The 20,316-nt window shown below is 60.3% G+C and carries 13 protein-coding genes; 7 read left to right on the forward strand and 6 right to left on the reverse strand.

The annotated features are described in order from the left end of the window. Positions 1-28: 28 nt before the first annotated feature. From AXW79_RS12015 to AXW79_RS12025, 3 genes are all read right to left on the reverse strand, one after another. A complete protein-coding gene (locus AXW79_RS12015; protein ID WP_005310926.1) occupies positions 29-793 on the reverse strand; it encodes a siderophore ferric iron reductase in 765 nt (254 codons plus the stop codon). Positions 794-888: 95 nt separating this feature from the next. Then, positions 889-3,024 (reverse strand): TonB-dependent siderophore receptor, encoded by a 2,136-nt coding sequence (locus tag AXW79_RS12020; RefSeq protein ID WP_005310925.1) that lies wholly within the window; start codon positions 3,022-3,024, stop codon positions 889-891. Between the two features lie 291 nt (positions 3,025-3,315). Further along, positions 3,316-4,227 carry an AraC family transcriptional regulator gene (locus tag AXW79_RS12025; protein WP_005310924.1) on the reverse strand — a complete coding sequence of 304 codons (912 nt, stop codon included), beginning with the start codon at positions 4,225-4,227 and terminating at the stop codon, positions 3,316-3,318. A 291-nt stretch (positions 4,228-4,518) separates the two neighbouring features. Here AXW79_RS12025 and AXW79_RS12030 point away from each other — a divergent pair, with 291 nt between their 5' ends. After that, complete coding sequence (locus tag AXW79_RS12030) at positions 4,519-5,259, forward strand: SDR family oxidoreductase (protein WP_005310923.1); 741 nt, start codon at positions 4,519-4,521, stop codon at positions 5,257-5,259. An 85-nt stretch (positions 5,260-5,344) separates the two neighbouring features. On the opposite strand, the gene AXW79_RS12035 is transcribed toward AXW79_RS12030, so the two are convergent. Continuing rightward, the gene (locus AXW79_RS12035) at positions 5,345-6,250 is read right to left on the reverse strand and encodes a LysR family transcriptional regulator (RefSeq protein ID WP_005310922.1); all 906 of its coding nucleotides are present in this window, start codon (positions 6,248-6,250) and stop codon (positions 5,345-5,347) included. 101 nt (positions 6,251-6,351) lie between these two features. Between AXW79_RS12035 and AXW79_RS12040 the strand changes: the two genes are divergently transcribed. From AXW79_RS12040 to AXW79_RS12050, 3 genes are all read left to right on the forward strand, one after another. Beyond that, positions 6,352-6,990, forward strand: a complete 639-nt coding sequence (locus tag AXW79_RS12040; protein WP_005310921.1) for an NAD(P)-dependent oxidoreductase — start codon at positions 6,352-6,354, stop codon at positions 6,988-6,990. 442 nt (positions 6,991-7,432) lie between these two features. Continuing rightward, a complete protein-coding gene (locus tag AXW79_RS12045) occupies positions 7,433-8,503 on the forward strand; it encodes an isopenicillin N synthase family dioxygenase (RefSeq protein WP_005310920.1) in 1,071 nt (356 codons plus the stop codon). A 96-nt stretch (positions 8,504-8,599) separates the two neighbouring features. Next, positions 8,600-9,763 (forward strand): trans-sulfuration enzyme family protein, encoded by a 1,164-nt coding sequence (locus tag AXW79_RS12050; protein ID WP_005310919.1) that lies wholly within the window; start codon positions 8,600-8,602, stop codon positions 9,761-9,763. Positions 9,764-9,901: 138 nt separating this feature from the next. On the opposite strand, the gene AXW79_RS12055 is transcribed toward AXW79_RS12050, so the two are convergent. Together AXW79_RS12055 and asd are read right to left on the reverse strand one after the other, a co-directional pair. Next, positions 9,902-12,682, reverse strand: a complete 2,781-nt coding sequence (locus AXW79_RS12055; protein WP_011898797.1) for a M16 family metallopeptidase — start codon at positions 12,680-12,682, stop codon at positions 9,902-9,904. A 621-nt stretch (positions 12,683-13,303) separates the two neighbouring features. After that, the gene (gene asd / locus AXW79_RS12060) at positions 13,304-14,419 is read right to left on the reverse strand and encodes an aspartate-semialdehyde dehydrogenase (protein WP_005310917.1); all 1,116 of its coding nucleotides are present in this window, start codon (positions 14,417-14,419) and stop codon (positions 13,304-13,306) included. A gap of 364 nt (positions 14,420-14,783) precedes the next feature. Between asd and ycaO the strand changes: the two genes are divergently transcribed. The 3 genes from ycaO (at position 14,784) to pflB (ending at position 20,103) form a co-directional block, all read left to right on the forward strand. Beyond that, complete coding sequence (gene ycaO / locus AXW79_RS12065) at positions 14,784-16,544, forward strand: 30S ribosomal protein S12 methylthiotransferase accessory factor YcaO (RefSeq protein ID WP_005310915.1); 1,761 nt, start codon at positions 14,784-14,786, stop codon at positions 16,542-16,544. 382 nt (positions 16,545-16,926) lie between these two features. Continuing rightward, the gene (focA, locus tag AXW79_RS12070) at positions 16,927-17,775 is read left to right on the forward strand and encodes a formate transporter FocA (protein ID WP_005310913.1); all 849 of its coding nucleotides are present in this window, start codon (positions 16,927-16,929) and stop codon (positions 17,773-17,775) included. A 45-nt stretch (positions 17,776-17,820) separates the two neighbouring features. Further along, the gene (gene pflB, locus AXW79_RS12075) at positions 17,821-20,103 is read left to right on the forward strand and encodes a formate C-acetyltransferase (protein ID WP_005310911.1); all 2,283 of its coding nucleotides are present in this window, start codon (positions 17,821-17,823) and stop codon (positions 20,101-20,103) included. The last annotated feature ends 213 nt before the right edge of the window (positions 20,104-20,316 follow it).

A 20,316-nucleotide genomic window follows, 5' to 3' on the forward strand; every position in this document is an offset into this window, starting at 1 on the left:
CTTGCGATGAGTCGGGGAGCCAGCACCCTCAGGGTTCGTCCTGGCAGTGGGTGGCGCCATGTCGCCTCGGGCAGTTGGCGCAGAGCTCGCCATCGCGGCGCTTGTAGTGCAGGCAGCAGCGCTGGCGCACATAACCGGGAGACAGCGTATCGGCCGGGATCGATGCCGGACGCCACCCCGCCAGATGCTCGGCTGGCAGGCCACAGGCGGCGAGCCAGCGCGGCGCATGTTCGCTCACCTCCTCACGGCTGACATGGGTGAAAAAGTCAGGCACCCGCACCAGGGCCGCCAGCAGATCATCGGCCAGCAGCGGGCGCACGAAACCCGGTCTGAGACGCTGCACCCCGCCCAGCAGCGCGAACAGCGCCTGCCAGTGGGCTTGCAGCCGCTCGCCAGCCACCTTGATCAACAGACTGACGTCCCCCTTGATCATGGGGTCGGCCGGCAGGGTAAAACCGGATACCACGCCATCCTGATAGTCCTGCCCCATGCGATCGACGGCGGGGACGGCGCTCAACCGATAAACAGCCGCCATGGTCAGATAGAGGGATTGCCAGCAAAGCATGCCCCAGCTGCGGGTCAGCCAGTAGGCCGGCCCCGCCTCAGGGTGCGCCAGCCGCCAGTGATCATATAGCGCCGCCGCCACCTCGGCAGGGGCTGAATGGGGGGGAGCCGCCAGCAGATGAGGCCTGTCCCCCACTCCCGCCAGCCGCCCCTTGAGCGAAGGAATAACCCCGGCCGCGACGGCAAACAGGGCACCATGATCCGCAAGCGCACTAGCCTGTGTATCCATGGTCAATTCCTCAAGTCCACCGGCCCCAGTAAACTGGCGATTATCGCTGACTGCCAGTGGTGCAGCGGGCCCCGGGACTGGCCCGGGGCGCAGGGTCAGAATACGTATTTGAGTCGCGCCTCCATATTGCGTTCTGCCCCGAACCAGCAGTTGTTCTGGTCATAGCAGGAGTAGTAGGTCTTGTTAAAGAGGTTGCTGGCACTCACCGAGGCCTCCACCCCCTTCAGACGCTGGCTGAGTTGGGCCAGATCGTAGGACGCCGCCATGTCCATCAGCAGGTAATCCGGTACCCTGTCCGTGTTGGCTGCATCAAGCTGTGCCTCCCCCACGTAACGCAGACCCGCCCCCAGCCGTAAACCGTTATCCAGCTGGTAGTTGCTCCAGAGGGATGCCATCTGTTTGGGCACCCAGACCGGGGTCTTGCCCTGCAGGCTGGTGGTATCGCGGGTGATCTCCATGTCCTGGCGGGTATAACTCAGCGCCAGATCCAGCTGGCTGGTGAGATCGACGCGCCCCTCCAGCTCGACGCCCCTGGAGACCATCTCGCCGGTCTGCTGCTTGGGCCCATAGACGTTGTCCGGATCCGTCACCAGCGCATTTTGCTTGGTGATGTGGAAGACCGAGGCGGTAAAGGTCTTGCTCATGTCCTCGGAAAGATACTTGAGCCCCCCCTCCCACTGATGGCCTGTGGCAGGATCAAAAGCCTTGCCGCTCTTGTCCGCCCCCGCTACCGGCTCGAAGCTCTCGGCATAGCTCACATAGGGGGAAAAGCCGCCATCCAGCTCATAGAGGGCGCCGAGACGGAAGGAGAGGTTGTCCTGATCAATCTGGGCCAGGGTGTTGCTCGCCGCTCCCTGATAGAGGGTCTGGCTGTCGGTGTCCATCCGGTAGCTGTCGTAGCGGGCACCGCCTATGGCCACCAGCCTGTTCAGTCGCACCTGATCCTGCAGATAGACGCCGGTCTGGGACTGGCGAATGGTCTTGCTGTCCTGATAGTTGAAGGTGAGCGCCCCCGGCACTATCTGGCTGTGGTTCGGGTTGAAGATGTCGATGGCGGGGGCGGAATAGTCGAGGGTGTCCCGGTAGAGAATGCGGGCATCCAGATACTGGTAATCGACCCCGAGCAACAGGTTGTGCCGGGCGCTGCCGGTCATCACCTTGCCTGCCAACTGGTTGTCGATGACAAAGCCTCTGGACTCTTCATCGGTCAGATAGGCATTGCGGGCCAGAGTGCGGTGGTCCGCCGCCAGCGCTGCGTTATAGGTGTTCTGCTGGTTGGCAGAGGCGTCCATGTAGCGGGCGTTTTGCAGCAGTTGCCAGTTGTCGTTGAAGTCGTGGCTCAGCTTGTAGCCAAGCAGGGTCACCTCCCGGCTGTAGTGGTTCCAGTTCTCGTCGCCGAGGAAGCTGTCACTGCCAAGCTGGCCCAGGGGATTGAACTTGACCGAGCCGCTGGCCGGCACTGTGGTGTAGATGCCCGCTTGCGGATCTTTCTGGTAGTAGAGATTCAGGTTGAGCAGGGTGCGATCACTCAACTGCCAGTCCAGCGATGGCGCGAACACATAGCGCTCCTCCTGTGAGGTCACCGCCTGCCCCTCCTTCTGGCGGGCCAGTCCCACCAGCCGATAGGCAAGTTGCTCATTGATGGCGCCCGTGCTGTCGAGGGTCAGCTCCTTGAGGGTGCCGGTGCCCGTCGCCACACTGAGGCTGTGTCTGGCCTCACGTTGCGGCCGCTTGGCAATGAGGTTGACCATGCCCCCCGGCGGCATGCTGCCGTAGAGCACCGAGGTCGGCCCCTTGAACACTTCCAGCTGTTCGATGGCCACCGGATCTATCTGGGGTTGCAGGTTCCAGTCGTTGTATTGCAACAAGAGGCCGTCGTAGAAATTCTGGTAGTTGTCAAAACCACGGATATTGAACAGGTCCAGCCGGTTGACCGCCCCGCCGCGCAGCTCGGTATTGACGCCGGGCACATAGCGCAGCGCCTCGCTCACCGAGCTCACACCACGCTGCTCCAGGGTCTCGCCGTCCACCACTGAGATGGCCTGGGGCGTCTCCATGGGGTCGAGCCGGGTCTTGGTCGCCGTGTTGCGATAGGTCTGGCCCAGTACCGTCAGGGTTTCATCGGCCACCGCGCCTTGCGCATTGGACGTGGGGGCGGCCAGCACAGGGCCGGCCAACAGGGCGGAGATGGTCGCGGCGACCAGGGTCAATGGGGGGTGAACAAGTTGCATCTGATCCTCGACTGCTTGGCACAAGTTAATGGTAACAAATCTCATTTGCATTTTATTGTGCAAATTTGCTCTCGAATTAACAATTTGGGGCATGTCGGCAGGAAGAAGGGCAAAAGAGGGACAAGAAAAGCCCCATTCGACGACCTGTTATGTCGATGGAGGAAGACACTGAATTCAAATGGATATCTTTTCTAAAGGCAGGCTTTAATGAGATGGCAGCCAATGGCGGGGTGCCACTGTGCTTGATACAGGCCGGACGATGGCGCCCTGCCGCTAAACGACTCACTGGGTTCAGCCCAGGCGGGGGGCTATGGGCAACCAGTACTCCATTTGGGCATCGGGTTGCAGACCATCGAAGCCTAAGGCGTAACGCTCCAGCTCGAAACCATCCAGCCCCCGATAACCCGAGGCGGGCAGCCAGTGCAGGATAAACCAGTTGAGGGTCTGCCCCAGCTGACTGATGGGGCCGACGTGGGTAAGCACGGCGTACTCCTGGGGCGGGATGGCCAGACGAGCCAGCCCGCTCGGCGGCTCTCTCCCCTCCTCTGCCGCCACGCCCGCCCAGTAGGCCAGCTGCTCCCCAGCCCCTGACACATCCACCACGCCGATCAGATCGCGGGCCCTGTCCAGGCCGCCAGCACTGCGCAAGGCTCGCCAGATGGCGGGCACCGTCTGCTGAAAATCGGGTGAGCTGGCAAAGAGCCCGCGGATCAGCCCCTTGACCCCCTGCAGCATGAAACCCGGCTGGCTTTCGACCCTTACCTGCACCAGTCGGGGAGTATTGGCAAGCAGCATAGGCGCTCGCACCAGCGGGGTGCGCAATCCCAGCCGCAGACCCCGTTTGCGATAGGCCAGCGGCGAGCAGCCGAACTGCTGCTTGAAGGCACGGCTGAAGCTCACCTCGGAACCAAATCCGTAGTTCAGCGCCAGATCCAGCACCCGCTGGCGGCTCGTGAGCAGCGCCTCCGCCGCCAGGCTCAGCTTGAGCTCGCGCACATAGTGGGCCACCGTCAGCCCTGTCTCGTGCAAGAAGACCCGCTGCAACTGCCAGCGCGACCAGCAGCTCTGCTCGGCCAGCTGCTCCAGCGACAAGGGGTGATCCAGATGCCCGTGGATGTAGTCGAGCACCCGCTCGATGCGGGTGAAATGGGCGCTCGCCTGTGGCGCATGGCCAGGGGATGCGAGGGGGAAGGTCGGTGTCATTGGGTGGTCGGGATCGCTGCCAGCAGAGGGGCACGCTCGCCCAAGTGGCCACATTAAACATGGCCGCTGCCCCGGCGGCAAGTGGTCTGCTGCCACCGGTGAACAGCGCACGTCCTGTTTGTGGCTCAACCCCGCGCGCTCACCTATACCTTCAACGAGGCCGTCAAGCCAGGTTGTCAGACTGTCACAAAAGTGACGCGTTTCCCTGTCAGATTGTTTGAAAACAAATATATCAATTAGATTTGAAAGCCCATAAAGTCCTCGTTCGAATCTTTATCAGGGAGAGCCAAGATGAAAAAAATTGCCTTGATCACCGGAGCCCGTGGCGGCATCGGATCCGCCATCACCACTGCCTTGCTGGCTCAGGGGTATCGCATCATCGCCACCCACTCCAGCGGCAACAGTGTGGCGGCCCACGACTGGTACGGGGAGCAGGGCTATCGGCCGGATCAGGTGCGGCTGCTGCCGCTGGACGTGGCCGACACCGCCATGTGTCGTGAAACCCTGGGCCGCCTGTTGCAAGACGAGGGCCGAGTGGACGTGCTGGTCAACAACGCCGGCATCACCCGGGATGGCGCCTTCAAGCGCATGGCGCCGGAGCAGTGGTTCGAGGTGATCCACACCAATCTGTGCAGCCTCTACAACGTGACCCAGCCGCTGTTCGACGCCATGTGCGAGCAGCGCGATGCCCGCATCATCAACATCTCCTCGGTCAACGGCCAGAAGGGACAGTTTGGTCAGGTCAACTACTCGGCGGCCAAGGCGGGCATGCTGGGCTTTACCAAGGCGCTGGCGGCAGAGGGGGCCCGCTTCGGGGTCACGGTCAACGCCATCGCCCCCGGTTACACAGCCACCCCCATGGTGGAGGCGATCCGCAGCGATATCCTCGACAGCATCAAGGCCGACATTCCCATGCGCCGCCTCGCCAAGCCGGAGGAGATCGCCGCCGCAGTGGCCTTTCTCGCGAGCGAAGCGGGCGCCTATATCACGGGGGAAACCCTGGCCATCAACGGCGGCCTTTATATGAAATAGCGCCGGGATCAAGGCGAATGACAGAGGGCAGCCAACAGGCTGCCCTCTGTGTTTGCAAGTCGGGACGAGATAGTTGCCACCCGGCTCAGGGGCGCGCCGGCACGGCCCCCGAGGGCTCGGCGAAGTGGCTGCGCAGGGCCGTGATCACCCGCCGCACCTTCTCCGGGATCTCCCGCTGCGGGGTGATGGCGTGGATCTCCATGGGCGGCACCCGAAAGCCCGGCAGCAACTCCAGCAGCCGCCCCTGGGCGAGATCCTCGGCGATTTCCCCCTCGGGTTGCAACGAGACCCCCTGCCCCGCCAGGGTGAACTGGCGCAGCGGCAGCACGTTGTTGCACACCACTCTGGGCTTGGGTTTGACCTTGTGACCCTGCCCCTTGTCGTCGAAGAAGGTCAGGCCCCCGCTCAGCATGTCCGCCGCCAGCCAGTCGTGTTCCAGCAGATCTGCCGGACTGCGTGGGGTGCCCTTGCGCGCCAGATAGGCGGGTGAGGCACACAGCAGCATACGGGTCTGACCCAGCTTGCGTGCCACCAGGCTGGAGTCGGACAGGGTACCGACCCGCAGCGCCACGTCGATTCGCTCGGCGATGAGATCCCGCTTCTCGTCGTCGGCGATGATCTGGATGCACAGGCCGGGATGGGCCTGCAACAGGGGCGACAAGGCCCGCGCCAGCGGCTGACCCGCCATCCCCACGGGCGCCGTGATCCGCACCTCGCCGAGCAGGCTGTCGCGCACCTCGGAAAGGCGCAGCTCAGTCTGGTTCAGCGTCTGTTGCAGCGACTGGCACCCCTGCCACACCACTTCCCCCGCCTCGGTCAGATTGAGGCGACGAGCGGAACGGTGCAGCAGGGTGAGGCCGAGCAGGCTCTCCAGCTGGCTGATATGCTGACTGACGGCGGAGGGGGTCATGCCAAGGGCCTTGGCGGCGCCCGTCATGCTGCCCGCCTCTACCACGGCGGCGAAGATGGCGTAACGTCTGAGCTGTTCCATTATTAAATCCAGCTTACAAGTGAATCACTTTTACAGTCGATTATTAAATCACATTTGGCGGAGTAGGATAGCCCCATTCCAACAGTGAAGGAGAATCACCCATGAAAATTGCCCTGATCGGTGCCAGCGGTTTTGTCGGTACAGCCATCCTCAATGAATCCGTCAGCCGCGGCCATCACGTCACCGCCATCGTCCGCGATGTCAGCAAAGTCACTGCCCACCCGCAGGTCACCGCCGTGGCGGTAGATGCCCAGAACCCACAGGCACTGGCCGAGGTGCTCAAGGGGAACGACCGGGTGATCAGCGCCTACAACCCGGGCTGGACCGCACCGGACATCTACGACCAGTACCTCAAAGGAGCTAAGGCCATAGTCGCGGCGGCCGTGACCGCCCACAGCTGGTTGCTGGTGGTCGGTGGTGCCGGCAGTCTGGAAGTCGCCCCCGGCGTACAGCTGGTGGATACCCCGGACTTCCCGGCCGAGTGGAAGCAGGGCGCACTGGCGGCCCGCGACGGTCTCACCGCCCTGCGCCGTGAAACCACCCTCGACTGGCGTTTCGTCTCCCCGCCCGTGTTCCTCGAGCCCGGCGACAAGCGCGGTAGCTATCACCTCGGTGGCGATCAGGTGCTCTTTAGCGGTGACAAGCCTGCCGGGATCACGGTCGGCGATCTGGCCGATGGCGTGCTGAACGAGGTGGAAAAACCGGCTCACCTGCGCCAGCGCTTTACTCTGGGCTACTGAGTGGGTAACTGAGCACCCTCACCGATCAGGCCATTGCCTGATCCCTGCTCAAAGCACGAAACAAGAAGGGAGGCATCAGCCTCCCTTCTTGTTTCGTGTCTCCGATAGCCCGGCCCACTCCCGCCAGTGAACGCTATGCCAGCCAGCCGCTTGTTCTCGCAATAGCCGGGGGCCCGCTGTGCTGATGGGGCAGTCGGAACACAGCTCAGTGGACCGCTCAATAAACACCCACCCGAACGGGCATCGAATTCTATTTCGATTTTTGTATATAACTAAGAATAATTTGTTGTTTCCGTCTTACAGCACCGAACAGTAGCATCACCCTCAATCCAAATGGCGCCATCTTTACCGGTCGGCCCGGTGTATCACCACCGACCCGCGCTGTCATGTTTGCACTGAGTCGTCGGGAAAGCCCCGATACTCAGAAAATGAGGAGGTGCACATGGAACATTCACCACTGCCGCTCATCGATCTCGCCGCCCTTGGTGGCGACCCCGAGGCTCGTCGCCACATGCTGGCCAAGCTTGGCCGGGCGGCCCGCGACATCGGCTTTTTCTATCTGACAGGCCATGGCCTGAGCGAGGCGCAACAGCAAGAGACCCTGGCGCTGGCGGCCCGTTTCTTCGCCCTGCCGGAACAGGAAAAACGGGCAGTGCAGATGGTACACTCTCCCCATTTTCGCGGTTACAACCAGGTGGGCGCCGAACTCACCCGCCAGCGGCCGGACCGGCGCGAGCAGTTCGACATCATGAATGAGACGCCTGCGCTGGCAAAAGACGAGATCCATGCCCCCTGGCAGCGGCTGATAGGCCCCAACCAGTGGCCTGCAGCCCTGCCCGAAATGAAAGCGCAGCTGCTGGCCTGGCAGGAGCGCCTCAGCGACATCACCCTCACCCTGCTCGACGCCTTCGCCGAGGTGCTGGCGCAGCCGCAAGGCGTGTTCGATGCCAGCATTCGCGGCAAGCCCTACCAGCACATGAAGCTCATCCACTATCCGGGGCGCGAAGCAGGTAGCAGCAGCCAGGGAGTGGGCGCCCACAAGGATCCCGGCTACCTGACCCTGGTGATGCAGGACGATCACTCAGGGCTTGAGGTGGAGACGGCGGCAGGCTGGATCCCTGCGCCGCCCCTGCCGGGGGCCCTGGTGGTCAACATCGGCGAGTTGCTTGAGCTGGCTTCCAACGGCTACCTCAAGGCCACCCTGCACAGGGTGGTGAGCCCGCCGCCGGGGGTATCGCGCCTCTCCTGCGCCTTCTTTATGGCGGCGCGGCTCGATGCCACTGTGCCGCTGCTGACCCTGTCGCCGAGTCTGGCAGCGCAGGCGCAAGGCCCCGAGAGCGACCCCGCCAACCCGCTCTTCTATCAGGTGGGGGAAAACGTGCTGAAAGGACGGTTGCGCTCCCACCCGGATGTGGCGGCGCGCCACTATACCGCCGACCCGGCTTCAGCCAACGAACAGATGGCAAGCGGGCAGACAACAAGCAGCGAGCGGCGCGAACCGCAGCCAGCCTGACTCTGCCATACCTATTAAACGGGGGATGCCGTGGCGTCCCGCCACCCGGATGACACAAGCAGTTAAGCCACAGCCTGGCAATGACGGAGTAATAGAATGAAATTCAAGACAATGAGCGTGCACAGCGGCCAACGGATCGATCCCCAGACCGGCGCCCTCACCACCCCCCTCTACCAGAGCAGCACCTTCAGCTACTTCAATGCCCAGGCGGGCAAGGAGCGTTTCGCGGGTCAGGCCCCCGGCTTCATCTACAGCCGCTTTGGCAATCCCACCACAGCCGAGCTGGAGCAAAAACTGGCGGCCCTTGAGGGCGCCGACGAGGCGTTGGTGGTGGCAAGCGGCATGGCGGCGGTGAGCGCCATCATGTATGCCCTGGCCGACAGCGGCGATGAGGTGGCCTACATAGGTCCGCTCTACGGCGGCACAGATGCCTTCCTGAAACAGACCTTCAGCCGTGCCGGCATCAAGGTCACCGCCTATGAGAGCGATCAGGATCTGCTGGCCAACATTCGTCCCGCCACCAAGGTGGTACTGTTCGAAACCCTGACCAACCCCACCCTCAAGGTGGTGGATCCGCGGGTGGTAGTGGAAGCGGCCCGCAAGGTGGGTGCCATCAGCGTGTGTGACAACACCTTCCTCACCCCCTATCTGCTGCGCCCACTCGAGCTTGGCATCGACATAGTGATGCACAGCGGCACCAAATATCTAGGCGGCCACGGCGACATCATCGCCGGGGTAGTGGCCGGCTCCCACGCGCTGATGAAATCCATCCGCACCGTGGCGCTCAAGCACATTGGATCCCCCATAGGCCCGCAGGAGGCTTACCTGCTGCAGCGCGGAGTCAAGACCCTACCCCTGCGCATGGATGCCCACCTGCACAACGCTCAGAAAGTGGCCGACTTCCTGGCCGCTCACCCGGCGGTGAAGAAGGTGATCTACCCGGGCCTCGTCAGCCACCCGGGCCACGATGCCCTCGGCGCCTTCGCCAGCGGCTTTGGCGGCATGATCAGTATCGAGCTGGAAGGGGGCTTTGCGCGCTGCGCCACCCTGCTCGACAACCTGCAACTGTTCGTGCAGGCGGTGAGCTTCGGCGATCTCGAGAGCCTGGCCTGCCATCCGGCCAGCACCACCCACGCCGCCATGGATGAAGCGAGCCGTCTCGCCGCCGGGGTGAATGACGATCTCATCCGCTTCAGCATTGGCGTGGAGGACGCCGACGATCTGATCGCCGATCTGGCAGCGGCACTGGCCCTCGTCTGACGGACAAAGGCTAACCTTTACGGCTGACAGACAATCTGACGTACAAAGAGCCCGCCCCATCGCTGTGATGGGGCGGGCTCTTTTATGGCTACTTGACTGCCGGCACGAGCTGATGGCGTGGCGAGCCAACAGTCGATGTCAGAAACCGAGCGCCACCCGCTTCACCGGCCAGCCCAAGGTCGCGAGTTCAGGGGCCAGTATCTTGGCATCCCCCACGACCACTATCACCATGTCATCGGGATCGAGCCAGCGCCGGGCAAGGTCTCTCAGGGTCAACGCCGACAGCTGGCTGACCGCCTGCACCCGCTGCTCCACGTAATTTTGCGGCCACTGATCCAGCAAGATGGGCAACATGTAATCCACCTCCTGGGGCAGTGTCTCGTAATCCAGCGCCTGACGGTTGAGCACACCTTCACGCAGGGTTCGCACCTCCAGCCGGGTGGGGCCCTGCCGCTGGTATTTATCGAGCTCCTGCAAGATCTGCTGCAAGGCGGCCCGAGTGACGTCGGTGCGCACACTGCTCTCCAGCAAGAAATAACCCGCCTTGTTGTTGCCATTGAATGAGGGGTGGATGCCATAGGTATACCCCAGCTCTTCCCTCAGCCGAATATGGAGACGCTCAGTCAAAGAAGCGTTCATCAACCGGGCCAGAAACTGCTCGCCAACCGCATCGCTCGCCATGGCACGACGGCCCATGCGAACAAGGCTCTGGCTGGCACCGGGATTGTCCACCAAATAGATGGCGCGTCTGGCCTGCTGGCCGGTAAACCCGAGTGGCTGCAAGGTGGGCGACTGCCCCTCTGGCTCAACCAGAAAAGAGAGTGCACTCACCACCTTCTCCTGCGCCAGATCGCCGCTCACTACGACCCGGGCCTCACCGCTGCGATACACGGAGTGATAGAAGGCTCGCACGTCATCCAGGGTCAGCGTCTGCCACTGGGCCTGCGGATCTGGTACCCTGGCCAGGCCGTCAATCAGCGCATAAAACTGCTGGTCGGCCTGCCACTGCGGATCCCTTGCCTGTTGTTTCAGCCATTGCCGGGTCTCGAGCTTGATGCGCTGGAAGTCCGTCGGGCGCAAGGCAGGCTGAAGCAGCAGCTCCCGCACCAGGGCCAGCGTCTCGTCAAAGTGGGAGGTCACGCCCTGTATCCAGACAGTGCTGTGGCTACCATCATGACCAAAACTGAGTCTGGCGCCCAACTGACGTGCCCGCTCCTCAATGGAGGCCAGCTGCCAATGCTCGTTGCCCTGGAAGAGCATGCCGGCTGTCAGCTCCGCCAGTCCGGCCTTGCCATCCGGCTCGGCCCTGCGTCCGCCGGGCCAATGTATGCTCATGACAAAAGCTGGCACCTCGTCGCTGTAGTGGCCGAGCAGTGAGACCCTATCCCCCAGGCTGGCTTGCCACAGGGTCGGTATGGGCACCGCCAGAGCCCCGCCACTTGCGGGCATCTTGCGCCTGTCGAGAGTTTCTTCGACAAGACGAGGGACCAGCCGGGTGTGGGACAAGCTCGGTGGCAAGGGGGGCGGCTCGACAAAATTGGCCGGGCCTGCCTGCCATTCGAGGTGATCCCCGGGCACTACGCTCAGCACCACCCTGGGTTTTTGCAGTACATAACGCTGCAGCACCCGCTGCAGATCGGCGGGTGTTACCCTCGCTATTCGCTCGAGATAGCGATGAAAATAATTGGGATCCTGAAACAGGCTATGCCCGGTACTCAACTGCTCGGCCTTGCCGGCCACGCTGTCGAGCGACCAGATGAGATCGGCACGCAAGGCATTGGCCGAGTGGTCGATCTGGGCTTTGGAGGCCCCATCCCGAGCAAAACGGGCGATGACATTGTCTATTTCGTTCTTGATGGGCCCAAGCTCCGCCCCCTGCGCCAGATTGGGGATCGCCCTGATCACCAGCATGCAGGCGAGCACACCGCACTCATGGTTGGCAAAGACAGATACCAGCTTGCCACTTTGTTGCAGCTGTTGTTGCAGCACGCCACTGGCTGAGCCACCCAATTGATCGGCCAGCAGGTCCAGGGCTTCAAAGCCGGGTTCCCGGGCAGAGATGGTGGGATAGGCCAGCACCAGCATGGGCTCAGCGACCTGATCAACCAGAGTGCGGTAGCGGCTCTTTTTCAGGGCAACAGGCCGGGTCACTGAACGGGACAGCTTGGGGCCTGTAGGCAGGGTGCCGAAATACCGTTCGACCCAGGCCAGGGTTTGCGCCGGCTGGATATCGCCACCTATCACCAGAGTGGCGTTGTTGGGGCCATACCAGCGCAGGAAGAACTGGCGTACATCCTCCAGAGTGAGACGATCCAGATCCTCGACTCGCCCGAATGGCGTATTGAAGTAGGGGTGATTGGGTGGATAGAGGGTCCGATTCAGCACCTCCGGCACCCGACCATAGGCTGGCCCGTCGACAAACTCGGCTCGCTCGTTTTTGGCGACGTCACGCTTGGCATCAAACTTCTGCTGATAGAGGTTATCGAGCAGAAAGCCCATCCGATCCGACTCCAGCCAGAGCACTTTTTCCAACTGGTTGGCCGGCACCGTCTGGTAATAGCGGGTCTGATCCCGCGTCGTCAGCCCGTTGATGCCGCGCCCCCCCACCTGTTGCAACAGACGGGTATGCCCCAGCTTCCCCACGTGGGCCGAGCCCTGGAACATCATGTGTTCAAAGAGGTGGGCCATACCGGACTGGCCCGGCGCCTCTTCGGCCAACCCGACCCGATAATTCATCTCTACATAGACCAGAGGATCGGAGTGATCCTGCGTCAGGATCACCGTCAGGCCATTATCCAGCCGATATTGCTGATAGGGTACCATCAGCGGATTGCTGCCCTTTTTCTGCTCCTTGACCAGCACTGGACCAGCGAGGGCAACAACACTGAAGAAATACAATACACTCCACACGACTCTCATGTTATGTCCCAATTCTCAAGCCTGAACATTATTATTGTTTTCTGTTGTTGCACTTATTTCATATTCATATCAGTCGCCAGCTGCGCCGCAATTTATCTGCTTATCTGCAGGGATATCTGGCCATGGTGCCCGATCAGCACGCCCTCGCCTCACTGACAGCCACAGGGATGCCACATCGATGCATAGTTTCGTGGTGACATATCGGCATACAAAGGGCACGAGGGGCCAAGGCCGCCAGTGTAATCAATCGGAGTCTTGAGGGATATCCTGCGGGCGCCCTCATTTGTAACAAACCATAAGATAACAAGGGCAGCAGCTTAATAGCGGCCAGCCCGTCCATTATTTCAAATAAAGATGAATCATCCCTGCTTTCGGCAACTCAGGCCGTGAACGGATACTGCATGAAAAATAGTGAAACATGGCTATTGAGCCAGAGAAAAATAATGGGTTGCGAAGTGATGCTACCCGTTCACTTAATAACGAAACAGTCGGTGTCAATACAAGGGACAACACCGCCGACATAGCCCTGCCCTGGCTGGCACACAGCGTCGATATAAAAAAGAGGCAAAAAAACAGGGGGCCTGAGCCCCCTGTCCTTTCATTATCCATTGCCTATCAACGTCAGCCACGGGCTAGCAGTATGTTGAGCATGCGGCGCAGGGGCTCGGCGGCGCCCCACAGCAGCTGGTCACCCACGGTGAAGGCGGCCAGGTATTCCGGGCCCATGTTGAGCTTGCGCAGACGACCGACCGGAATGCTGAGGGTACCGGTGACGGCGGCCGGTGTCAGCTCGCGGGCGGTGATGTCGCGATCGTTGGGGATCACTTTCACCCAGTCGTTATGGGCAGCCAGCAGGGCTTCGATCTCCGCCAGCGGCACGTCTTTTTTGAGTTTGATGGTGAAGGCCTGGCTGTGGCAACGCAGGGCACCGATCCGCACGCACAGACCATCCACCGGAATGGCGGCATCTTCGATCCCCAGGATCTTGTTGGTCTCGGCCTGGCCCTTCCACTCTTCGCGGCTCTGGCCGTTGTCGAGCTTGGTGTCAATCCAGGGGATGAGGCCACCGGCCAGCGGCACGCCGAAGTTGTCCACCGGCAAGGTGCCTGATCGGGTCTTCTCGGTGATCTTGCGCTCGATATCCAGGATGGCAGAGGCGGGATCCGCCAGCTCCACCGCCACTTCGTCGCGCAGCAGACCCATCTGGGTGACCAGCTCGCGCATGTGACGCGCGCCACCGCCCGATGCAGCCTGATAGGTCGCCACACTGACCCACTCCACCAGATCGGCCTTGAACAGGCCACCCAGGGCCAGCAGCATCAGGCTGACGGTGCAGTTGCCACCGACGAAGGTCTTGAGCCCCTTGTCCAGCGCCTGTTCGATGACGTCACCGTTGACCGGATCCAGTATGATGACGGCGTCTTTTTCCATCCGCAGGGAGGAGGCGGCGTCAATCCAGTAACCTTGCCAGCCAGCGGCCTTCAGACGGGGATAGACATCCTTGGTGTAGTCGCCGCCTTGCGCCGTGATGATGATATCCTGCTTGGCCAGCGCCTCGATATCGAAGGCATCCTGCAAGGTACCGGCATCCACGCCGAAGTTGGGGGCGGCCTCACCGGCCTGGGAGGTGGTGAAGAAGGTGGGTTGAATACGGGCAAAATCCTTCTCTTCCTGCATCCGGCTCATCAATACCGAGCCCACCATGCCACGCCAACCGACCAAACCTACTTTTTTCATAATGTCCTACCCTGGATAGCTGTTATAGAAACTGTGTATTGAAACCCGTAACCCCTTGTCCGACGCGGGCCGTTCACAAGTAGATTACAAAATACGTGTTGCGAAAAATGCATCTGTCCACATTACGGATTGTGACGGCAGGTGCAAGTCGAATTGCGCAATATTCTGTGCCGTTCGCTGCAATATCCGCCAGCCCGCCGTAGCCTTGGCCGCCAAGCGGGTATCCCCCAGCCTCTTGCACAAGATTGGCGCGGGATCAACGCTGGGGCTCCCGGGTGCCAATCCTGTTTTTTGCCTGCCAAACGGGCTGACCCCTGCTATTATCTGCGGCCAAACATGAGCCAATAAAAATCAGGATATTGTGATGACCGACCACACTTTTATTCCCGGCAAGGACGCGGCACTGGAAGACTCCATCGACCGTTTCCAGACCAAGCTGCAAGCCCTGGGGTTTGATATTGAAGAGGCCTCCTGGCTCAACCCTGTGCCCAACGTCTGGTCCGTGCACATCCGGGACAAGGAGTGCGCCCTCTGTTTCACCAACGGCAAGGGTGCCAGCAAGAAGGCGGCTCTCGCCTCCGCCCTTGGCGAATATTTCGAACGCCTCTCCACCAACTACTTCTTCGCCGACTTCTATCTGGGCGAGCAGGTGGCGAACTGTGATTTCGTACACTACCCGAACGAGAAGTGGTTCCCCATCGAGGGTGACCAGTTCCCGGCCGGTCTGCTCGACCCCTTCACCCGCAAGTTCTACAACCCGGACGGTGAAGTCACAGCCGACATGCTGGTGGATTTGCAGTCGAACAACGAAGAACGCGGCATCGTCGCCCTGCCCTTCGAGCGTCAGTCTGACCACGAGACCGTCTATATCCCGATGAACATCATCGGCAACCTCTATGTCTCCAACGGCATGAGCGCCGGCAACACCCGCACCGAGGCGCGCACTCAGGCACTCTCTGAAGTGTTCGAGCGCCACGTGAAGAACAAGATCATCGCCGAGGCCCTGAGCCTGCCACTGATCCCGGACGAGGTGATTGCCCGTTATCCGGGGATCGCTGCCTCCATCGCCGCGCTCGAAGCCGAAGGTTTCCCCATTTACAGCTTCGATGCCTCCCTGGGCGGCCGTTATCCGGTCATCTGCGTGGTGCTGCTCAACCCGAGCAACGGCACCTGCTTTGCCTCCTTCGGCGCCCACCCGCGCTTCGAAGTGGCTTTCGAGCGTACCGTCACCGAGCTGCTGCAAGGCCGTGGCTTGAAGGATCTGGACGTGTTCGTGCCGCCGTCATTCGACAATGAGCAGGTGGCTGATCACCATAATCTGGAAACCCACTTCATCGACTCATCAGGCCTCATCAGCTGGGATCTGTTCAAGCAGGATACGGACTTCGAGTTCGCTGACTGGGATTTCCGCGGTACCTCCCAGGAGGAGTTCGACCACCTGATCGGCATCTTCCACGAGCTGGAGCAGCCGGTCTACATCGCCGACTATGAGCATCTGGGCGTCTACGCCTGCCGCATCCTGGTGCCGGGTATGTCCGACATCTACCCGGCCGAAGACTTGCTGCTGGCCAACAACAACATGGGGGCCAACCTGCGGGAAGTGATCCTGGCGCTGCCGTCCCTGGAGTGGGATGCCGAGCAGTACATGGCGTTGTTCGATCAACTGGACGAAGAGGGACATGACGAGCGTACCCGGGTGCGCGAGCTGCTCGGCATCGCCGCCGCCAAGGCCACAGCCCTGCACACCCTGCGGGTGGGCGAGCTCAAAGCCATGCTGGCGCTGGCCGCCGGTGAGCTGGAGACGGCGCTGGATCTCATCGACTGGACCATGGAGTTCAACCAGTCCGTGTTCCCGGCTGATCGCGCCAACTATTACCGTGCGCTGCGCGCCTGTGTCGAGCTGTTCATCGACGAGGAGCGTGATCCTGAGCAGTACCGCGCCGTCTTTACCCGCATGTACGGGGAAGAGACCCTGGCCCATGCCTGGGCCAACGCCCGCGGTGAAGCCCGCTTCCACGGACTGGAGGCGGCGGATCTGTCGCTCGCCCAGTTCCCGCTGCACCAGAAGCTGCTGGCCGCTTACGAGAAACTGCAAAAAGCCAAACGAGCCCATAGCTGGGCCTGATGTGATAGTCTGTTGAAGGGGCCTTGATGGCCCCTTCTGTTATATGGTGCCCTGGCGAGTGGTTTGTTATTCAAAGATGAAATAAAAAACAAAAAATACCCCTAAGGGGATTGGCAGCCAAGGGGGCATGATGCGGAACGGATGCAAAGATGCCTTGCCAGTGCCTGTTTTATGGCTTGACAAAGAAATTCTTTAAAATCATTGCATTAAAAAATGCATCATTTCTGTTTCAGCTGAAACCTGGTGTAAAGAACGGCTTCCAGAGGACTCAAATATTTGTAGTAAAATTACATTCACAATCTGCAATTCTTGATCGGAGTCAATTTTGACGATCTGGCCCTTTGTTATGATTTCCACAGGCAAAACAGCAGGTACATGAGAATTGAAAGCAGAATCTCCCTTTGATTGTCTCAAGCCAGAAGCCATCGCAGCATTGGCAGAAGACATCACCTATGCCAAGGCTACCAAGCCTGCACACAAGGTCATCCCCCTTGCCATCACAGCAGGCGCTTTCATCGCCATCGCGTTTGTCTTTTTCATCACTGTCACCACGGGTGCCGGCGATGTGGCCTGGGGCCTCAGCAAACTGGTCGGCGGCCTCTGTTTCTCCCTCGGTCTTATTCTGTGTGTGCTGCTCGGTGCCGAGTTGTTCACCTCCACGACCCTGACGCTGGTGGCCAAGGCCGCCAATCGCATCACCTGGGGTCAACTGCTCAAGAACTGGGGGCTGGTCTACTTCGGCAACCTCATCGGCGGTCTCATCATAGTCGCGCTCATCATCATGTCGGCCGAGTACACGGCGGCAAATGGCCAATGGGGCCTCAATGCCCTGAAAGTGGCCCAGCACAAGATCCACCACACCTTCTTCGAGGCCCTCGCCCTCGGTATTCTCTGCAACCTCATGGTGTGTCTCGCCGTGTGGATGGCCTTCGGTGCCCGCAGTGCAACCGACAAGGTGATGGTCATGCTGCTCCCGGTGGCCATGTTCGTGGCATCCGGTTTCGAGCACAGCATCGCAAACATGTTTATGATCCCGGTCGGTATCGCTATCCATAGCGTCGCAGGCCCGGAATTTTGGCAGGCCATCGGCCAGGATCCGGCGACCTTTGCCGATCTGACCGTATCCAACTTCGTCCTACACAACCTCATTCCTGTCACCATAGGTAATATCATTGGTGGTGGCGTCATGGTTGGTCTGACTTACTGGTTTATCTTCCGTCGTCATCATTAAGGATGATTGCGGGATACTACATCAATACCGTGTGAGGTAATGAAAATGGCAGAACTTAACGAACAGTTCCAAAAAGCATGGGAAGGCTTCGCGGCCGGTGAATGGCAGACCTCTGTCAACACCCGTGACTTCATCCAGAAGAACTACACCCCGTATGAAGGTGACGAGTCCTTCCTGGCTGGCGCGACCGAAGCTACCACCAAGCTGTGGGACAAGGTCATGGAAGGCATCAAGATCGAGAACCGCACCCATGCGCCGGTCGATTTTGATACCGACCTGCCCTCCACCATTACCGCTCACGATGCCGGCTATATCGATCAGAGCCTGGAGCAAATTGTAGGTCTGCAGACCGACAAGCCGCTCAAGCGCGCCATCATCGCCAACGGCGGTATCAAGATGGTCAAGACCTCTTGCGAAGTGTACGGTCGTCAACTTGACCCCATGGTCGAGAAGATCTTCACCGAGTACCGCAAGACTCACAACCAGGGCGTGTTCGACGTTTACACCAAGGACATCCTGAACTGCCGCAAGTCCGGCGTCATCACAGGTCTGCCGGATGCCTACGGTCGTGGCCGTATCATCGGTGACTACCGTCGTGTTGCCCTGTACGGCATCGACTTCCTGATGGCCGACAAACTGGCCCAGTTCAAGTCCCTGCAAGCTGATCTGGAAAATGGCGTCAACCTAGAAGCCACCATCCGTCTGCGCGAAGAGATCTCCGAGCAGCACCGTGCCCTGGCACAGATGAAGGTCATGGCTGCCAAATACGGCTGCGATATCTCAGTACCGGCCAAGAACGCCAAAGAAGCCGTACAGTGGACCTACTTCGCCTACCTGGCGGCAGTCAAGTCCCAGAACGGTGCCGCCATGTCCTTCGGTCGTACCTCCAGCTTCCTGGACGTCTACATCGAACGTGACCTGAAAAAAGGCGTGCTCACCGAGCAAGAAGCCCAGGAGCTGATGGACCACATGGTCATGAAGCTGCGTATGGTTCGCTTCCTGCGTACTCCCGAATACGATTCACTGTTCTCCGGCGACCCCATGTGGGCAACCGAGACCCTGGCTGGTATGGGCGTTGATGGCCGTACCCTGGTCACCAAGAACAGCTTCCGTATGCTGAACACCCTGTACACCATGGGCCCGTCCCCTGAGCCGAACCTGACCATACTGTGGTCCGAGCAGCTGCCAATCGGGTTCAAGAAGTACTGTGCCAAGGTATCTATCGAGACCTCTTCCGTTCAGTACGAGAACGACGATCTGATGCGTCCGGACTTCAACAACGATGACTATGCCATCGCTTGCTGCGTGTCCCCGATGATCGTCGGCAAACAGATGCAGTTCTTCGGTGCCCGTGCCAACCTGGCCAAGACCATGCTGTATGCAATCAACGGCGGTATGGACGAGAAACTCAAAATCCAGATCGGTCCCAAGACCGAAATGGTCAAGAGCGAGTACCTCGACTACAACGACGTGATGGATCGTCTGGATCACTTCATGGACTGGCTGGCCAAGCAGTACGTGGCTGCCCTGAACATCATCCACTACATGCACGACAAGTACAGCTACGAAGCCTCCCTGATGGCGCTGCACGACCGTGATGTCTATCGCACCATGGCTTGCGGCATCGCCGGTCTGTCTGTTGCGGCTGACTCCCTGTCTGCCATCAAGTACGCCAAGGTCAAGCCGGTTCGTGACGAAGATGGCGTTGCCATCGACTTCGAAATCGACGGCGAATACCCGCAGTTCGGTAACAACGACGCTCGCGTCGATGACATCGCCTGTGACCTGGTTGAACGCTTCATGAAGAAAATTCAGAAGCTGAACACCTACCGTGGCGCCGTGGCGACCCAGTCCGTACTGACCATCACCTCCAACGTCGTGTATGGCAAGAAGACCGGTAACACCCCGGATGGTCGTCGCTCAGGCGCGCCGTTTGGCCCGGGTGCCAACCCGATGCACGGTCGTGACCAGAAGGGTGCCGTTGCTTCCCTGACTTCCGTTGCCAAGCTGCCGTTCGCTTACGCCAAAGATGGTATCTCCTATACCTTCTCCATCGTGCCGAACGCCCTGGGTAAAGACATGGAATCCCAGAAAGCCAACCTGGCTGGCCTGATGGACGGTTACTTCCATCACGAGTCCAACCTGGAAGGTGGTCAGCACCTGAACGTGAACGTGATGAACCGTGAAATGCTGCTGGACGCCATGGAAAACCCGGAGAAATATCCGCAGTTGACCATCCGCGTATCCGGTTATGCCGTTCGCTTCAACTCTTTGACCAAAGAGCAACAGCAAGACGTCATTACCCGTACCTTCACCGCTTCTCTGTAATCGCTTATTGGTAAGCAAGAGTCGCAGTGACTAAAAACCGGCGCCCAGGCGCCGGTTTTTTTATGTCTGCTTGCCAGCAGGCATCCACTCGAAAGGGATCTGACATCCCTCCCCCTTCACCCGGAAAGGACTGGGGTGGATTCTCCCCTCACCCTCCTGCCCGTCTCTTCCCTCTTTTCAGTGAAGCAAAAAGCCGCAACGGGATCCTTCGAT

Origin of the sequence: Aeromonas salmonicida subsp. salmonicida, assembly GCF_001643305.1 — a bacterium.
In the GTDB taxonomy this organism is placed as follows: domain Bacteria; phylum Pseudomonadota; class Gammaproteobacteria; order Enterobacterales; family Aeromonadaceae; genus Aeromonas; species Aeromonas salmonicida.

Coding starts and splice junctions, on each gene's coding strand:
- AXW79_RS12015 (WP_005310926.1), bottom strand. CDS start 793: ATGGATACACAGGCTAGTGCGCTTGCGGATCATGGTGCCCTGTTTGCC.
- AXW79_RS12020 (WP_005310925.1), bottom strand. CDS start 3,024: ATGCAACTTGTTCACCCCCCATTGACCCTGGTCGCCGCGACCATCTCC.
- AXW79_RS12025 (WP_005310924.1), bottom strand. CDS start 4,227: ATGACACCGACCTTCCCCCTCGCATCCCCTGGCCATGCGCCACAGGCG.
- AXW79_RS12030 (WP_005310923.1), top strand. CDS start 4,519: ATGAAAAAAATTGCCTTGATCACCGGAGCCCGTGGCGGCATCGGATCC.
- AXW79_RS12035 (WP_005310922.1), bottom strand. CDS start 6,250: ATGGAACAGCTCAGACGTTACGCCATCTTCGCCGCCGTGGTAGAGGCG.
- AXW79_RS12040 (WP_005310921.1), top strand. CDS start 6,352: ATGAAAATTGCCCTGATCGGTGCCAGCGGTTTTGTCGGTACAGCCATC.
- AXW79_RS12045 (WP_005310920.1), top strand. CDS start 7,433: ATGGAACATTCACCACTGCCGCTCATCGATCTCGCCGCCCTTGGTGGC.
- AXW79_RS12050 (WP_005310919.1), top strand. CDS start 8,600: ATGAAATTCAAGACAATGAGCGTGCACAGCGGCCAACGGATCGATCCC.
- AXW79_RS12055 (WP_011898797.1), bottom strand. CDS start 12,682: ATGAGAGTCGTGTGGAGTGTATTGTATTTCTTCAGTGTTGTTGCCCTC.
- asd (WP_005310917.1), bottom strand. CDS start 14,419: ATGAAAAAAGTAGGTTTGGTCGGTTGGCGTGGCATGGTGGGCTCGGTA.
- ycaO (WP_005310915.1), top strand. CDS start 14,784: ATGACCGACCACACTTTTATTCCCGGCAAGGACGCGGCACTGGAAGAC.
- pflB (WP_005310911.1), top strand. CDS start 17,821: ATGGCAGAACTTAACGAACAGTTCCAAAAAGCATGGGAAGGCTTCGCG.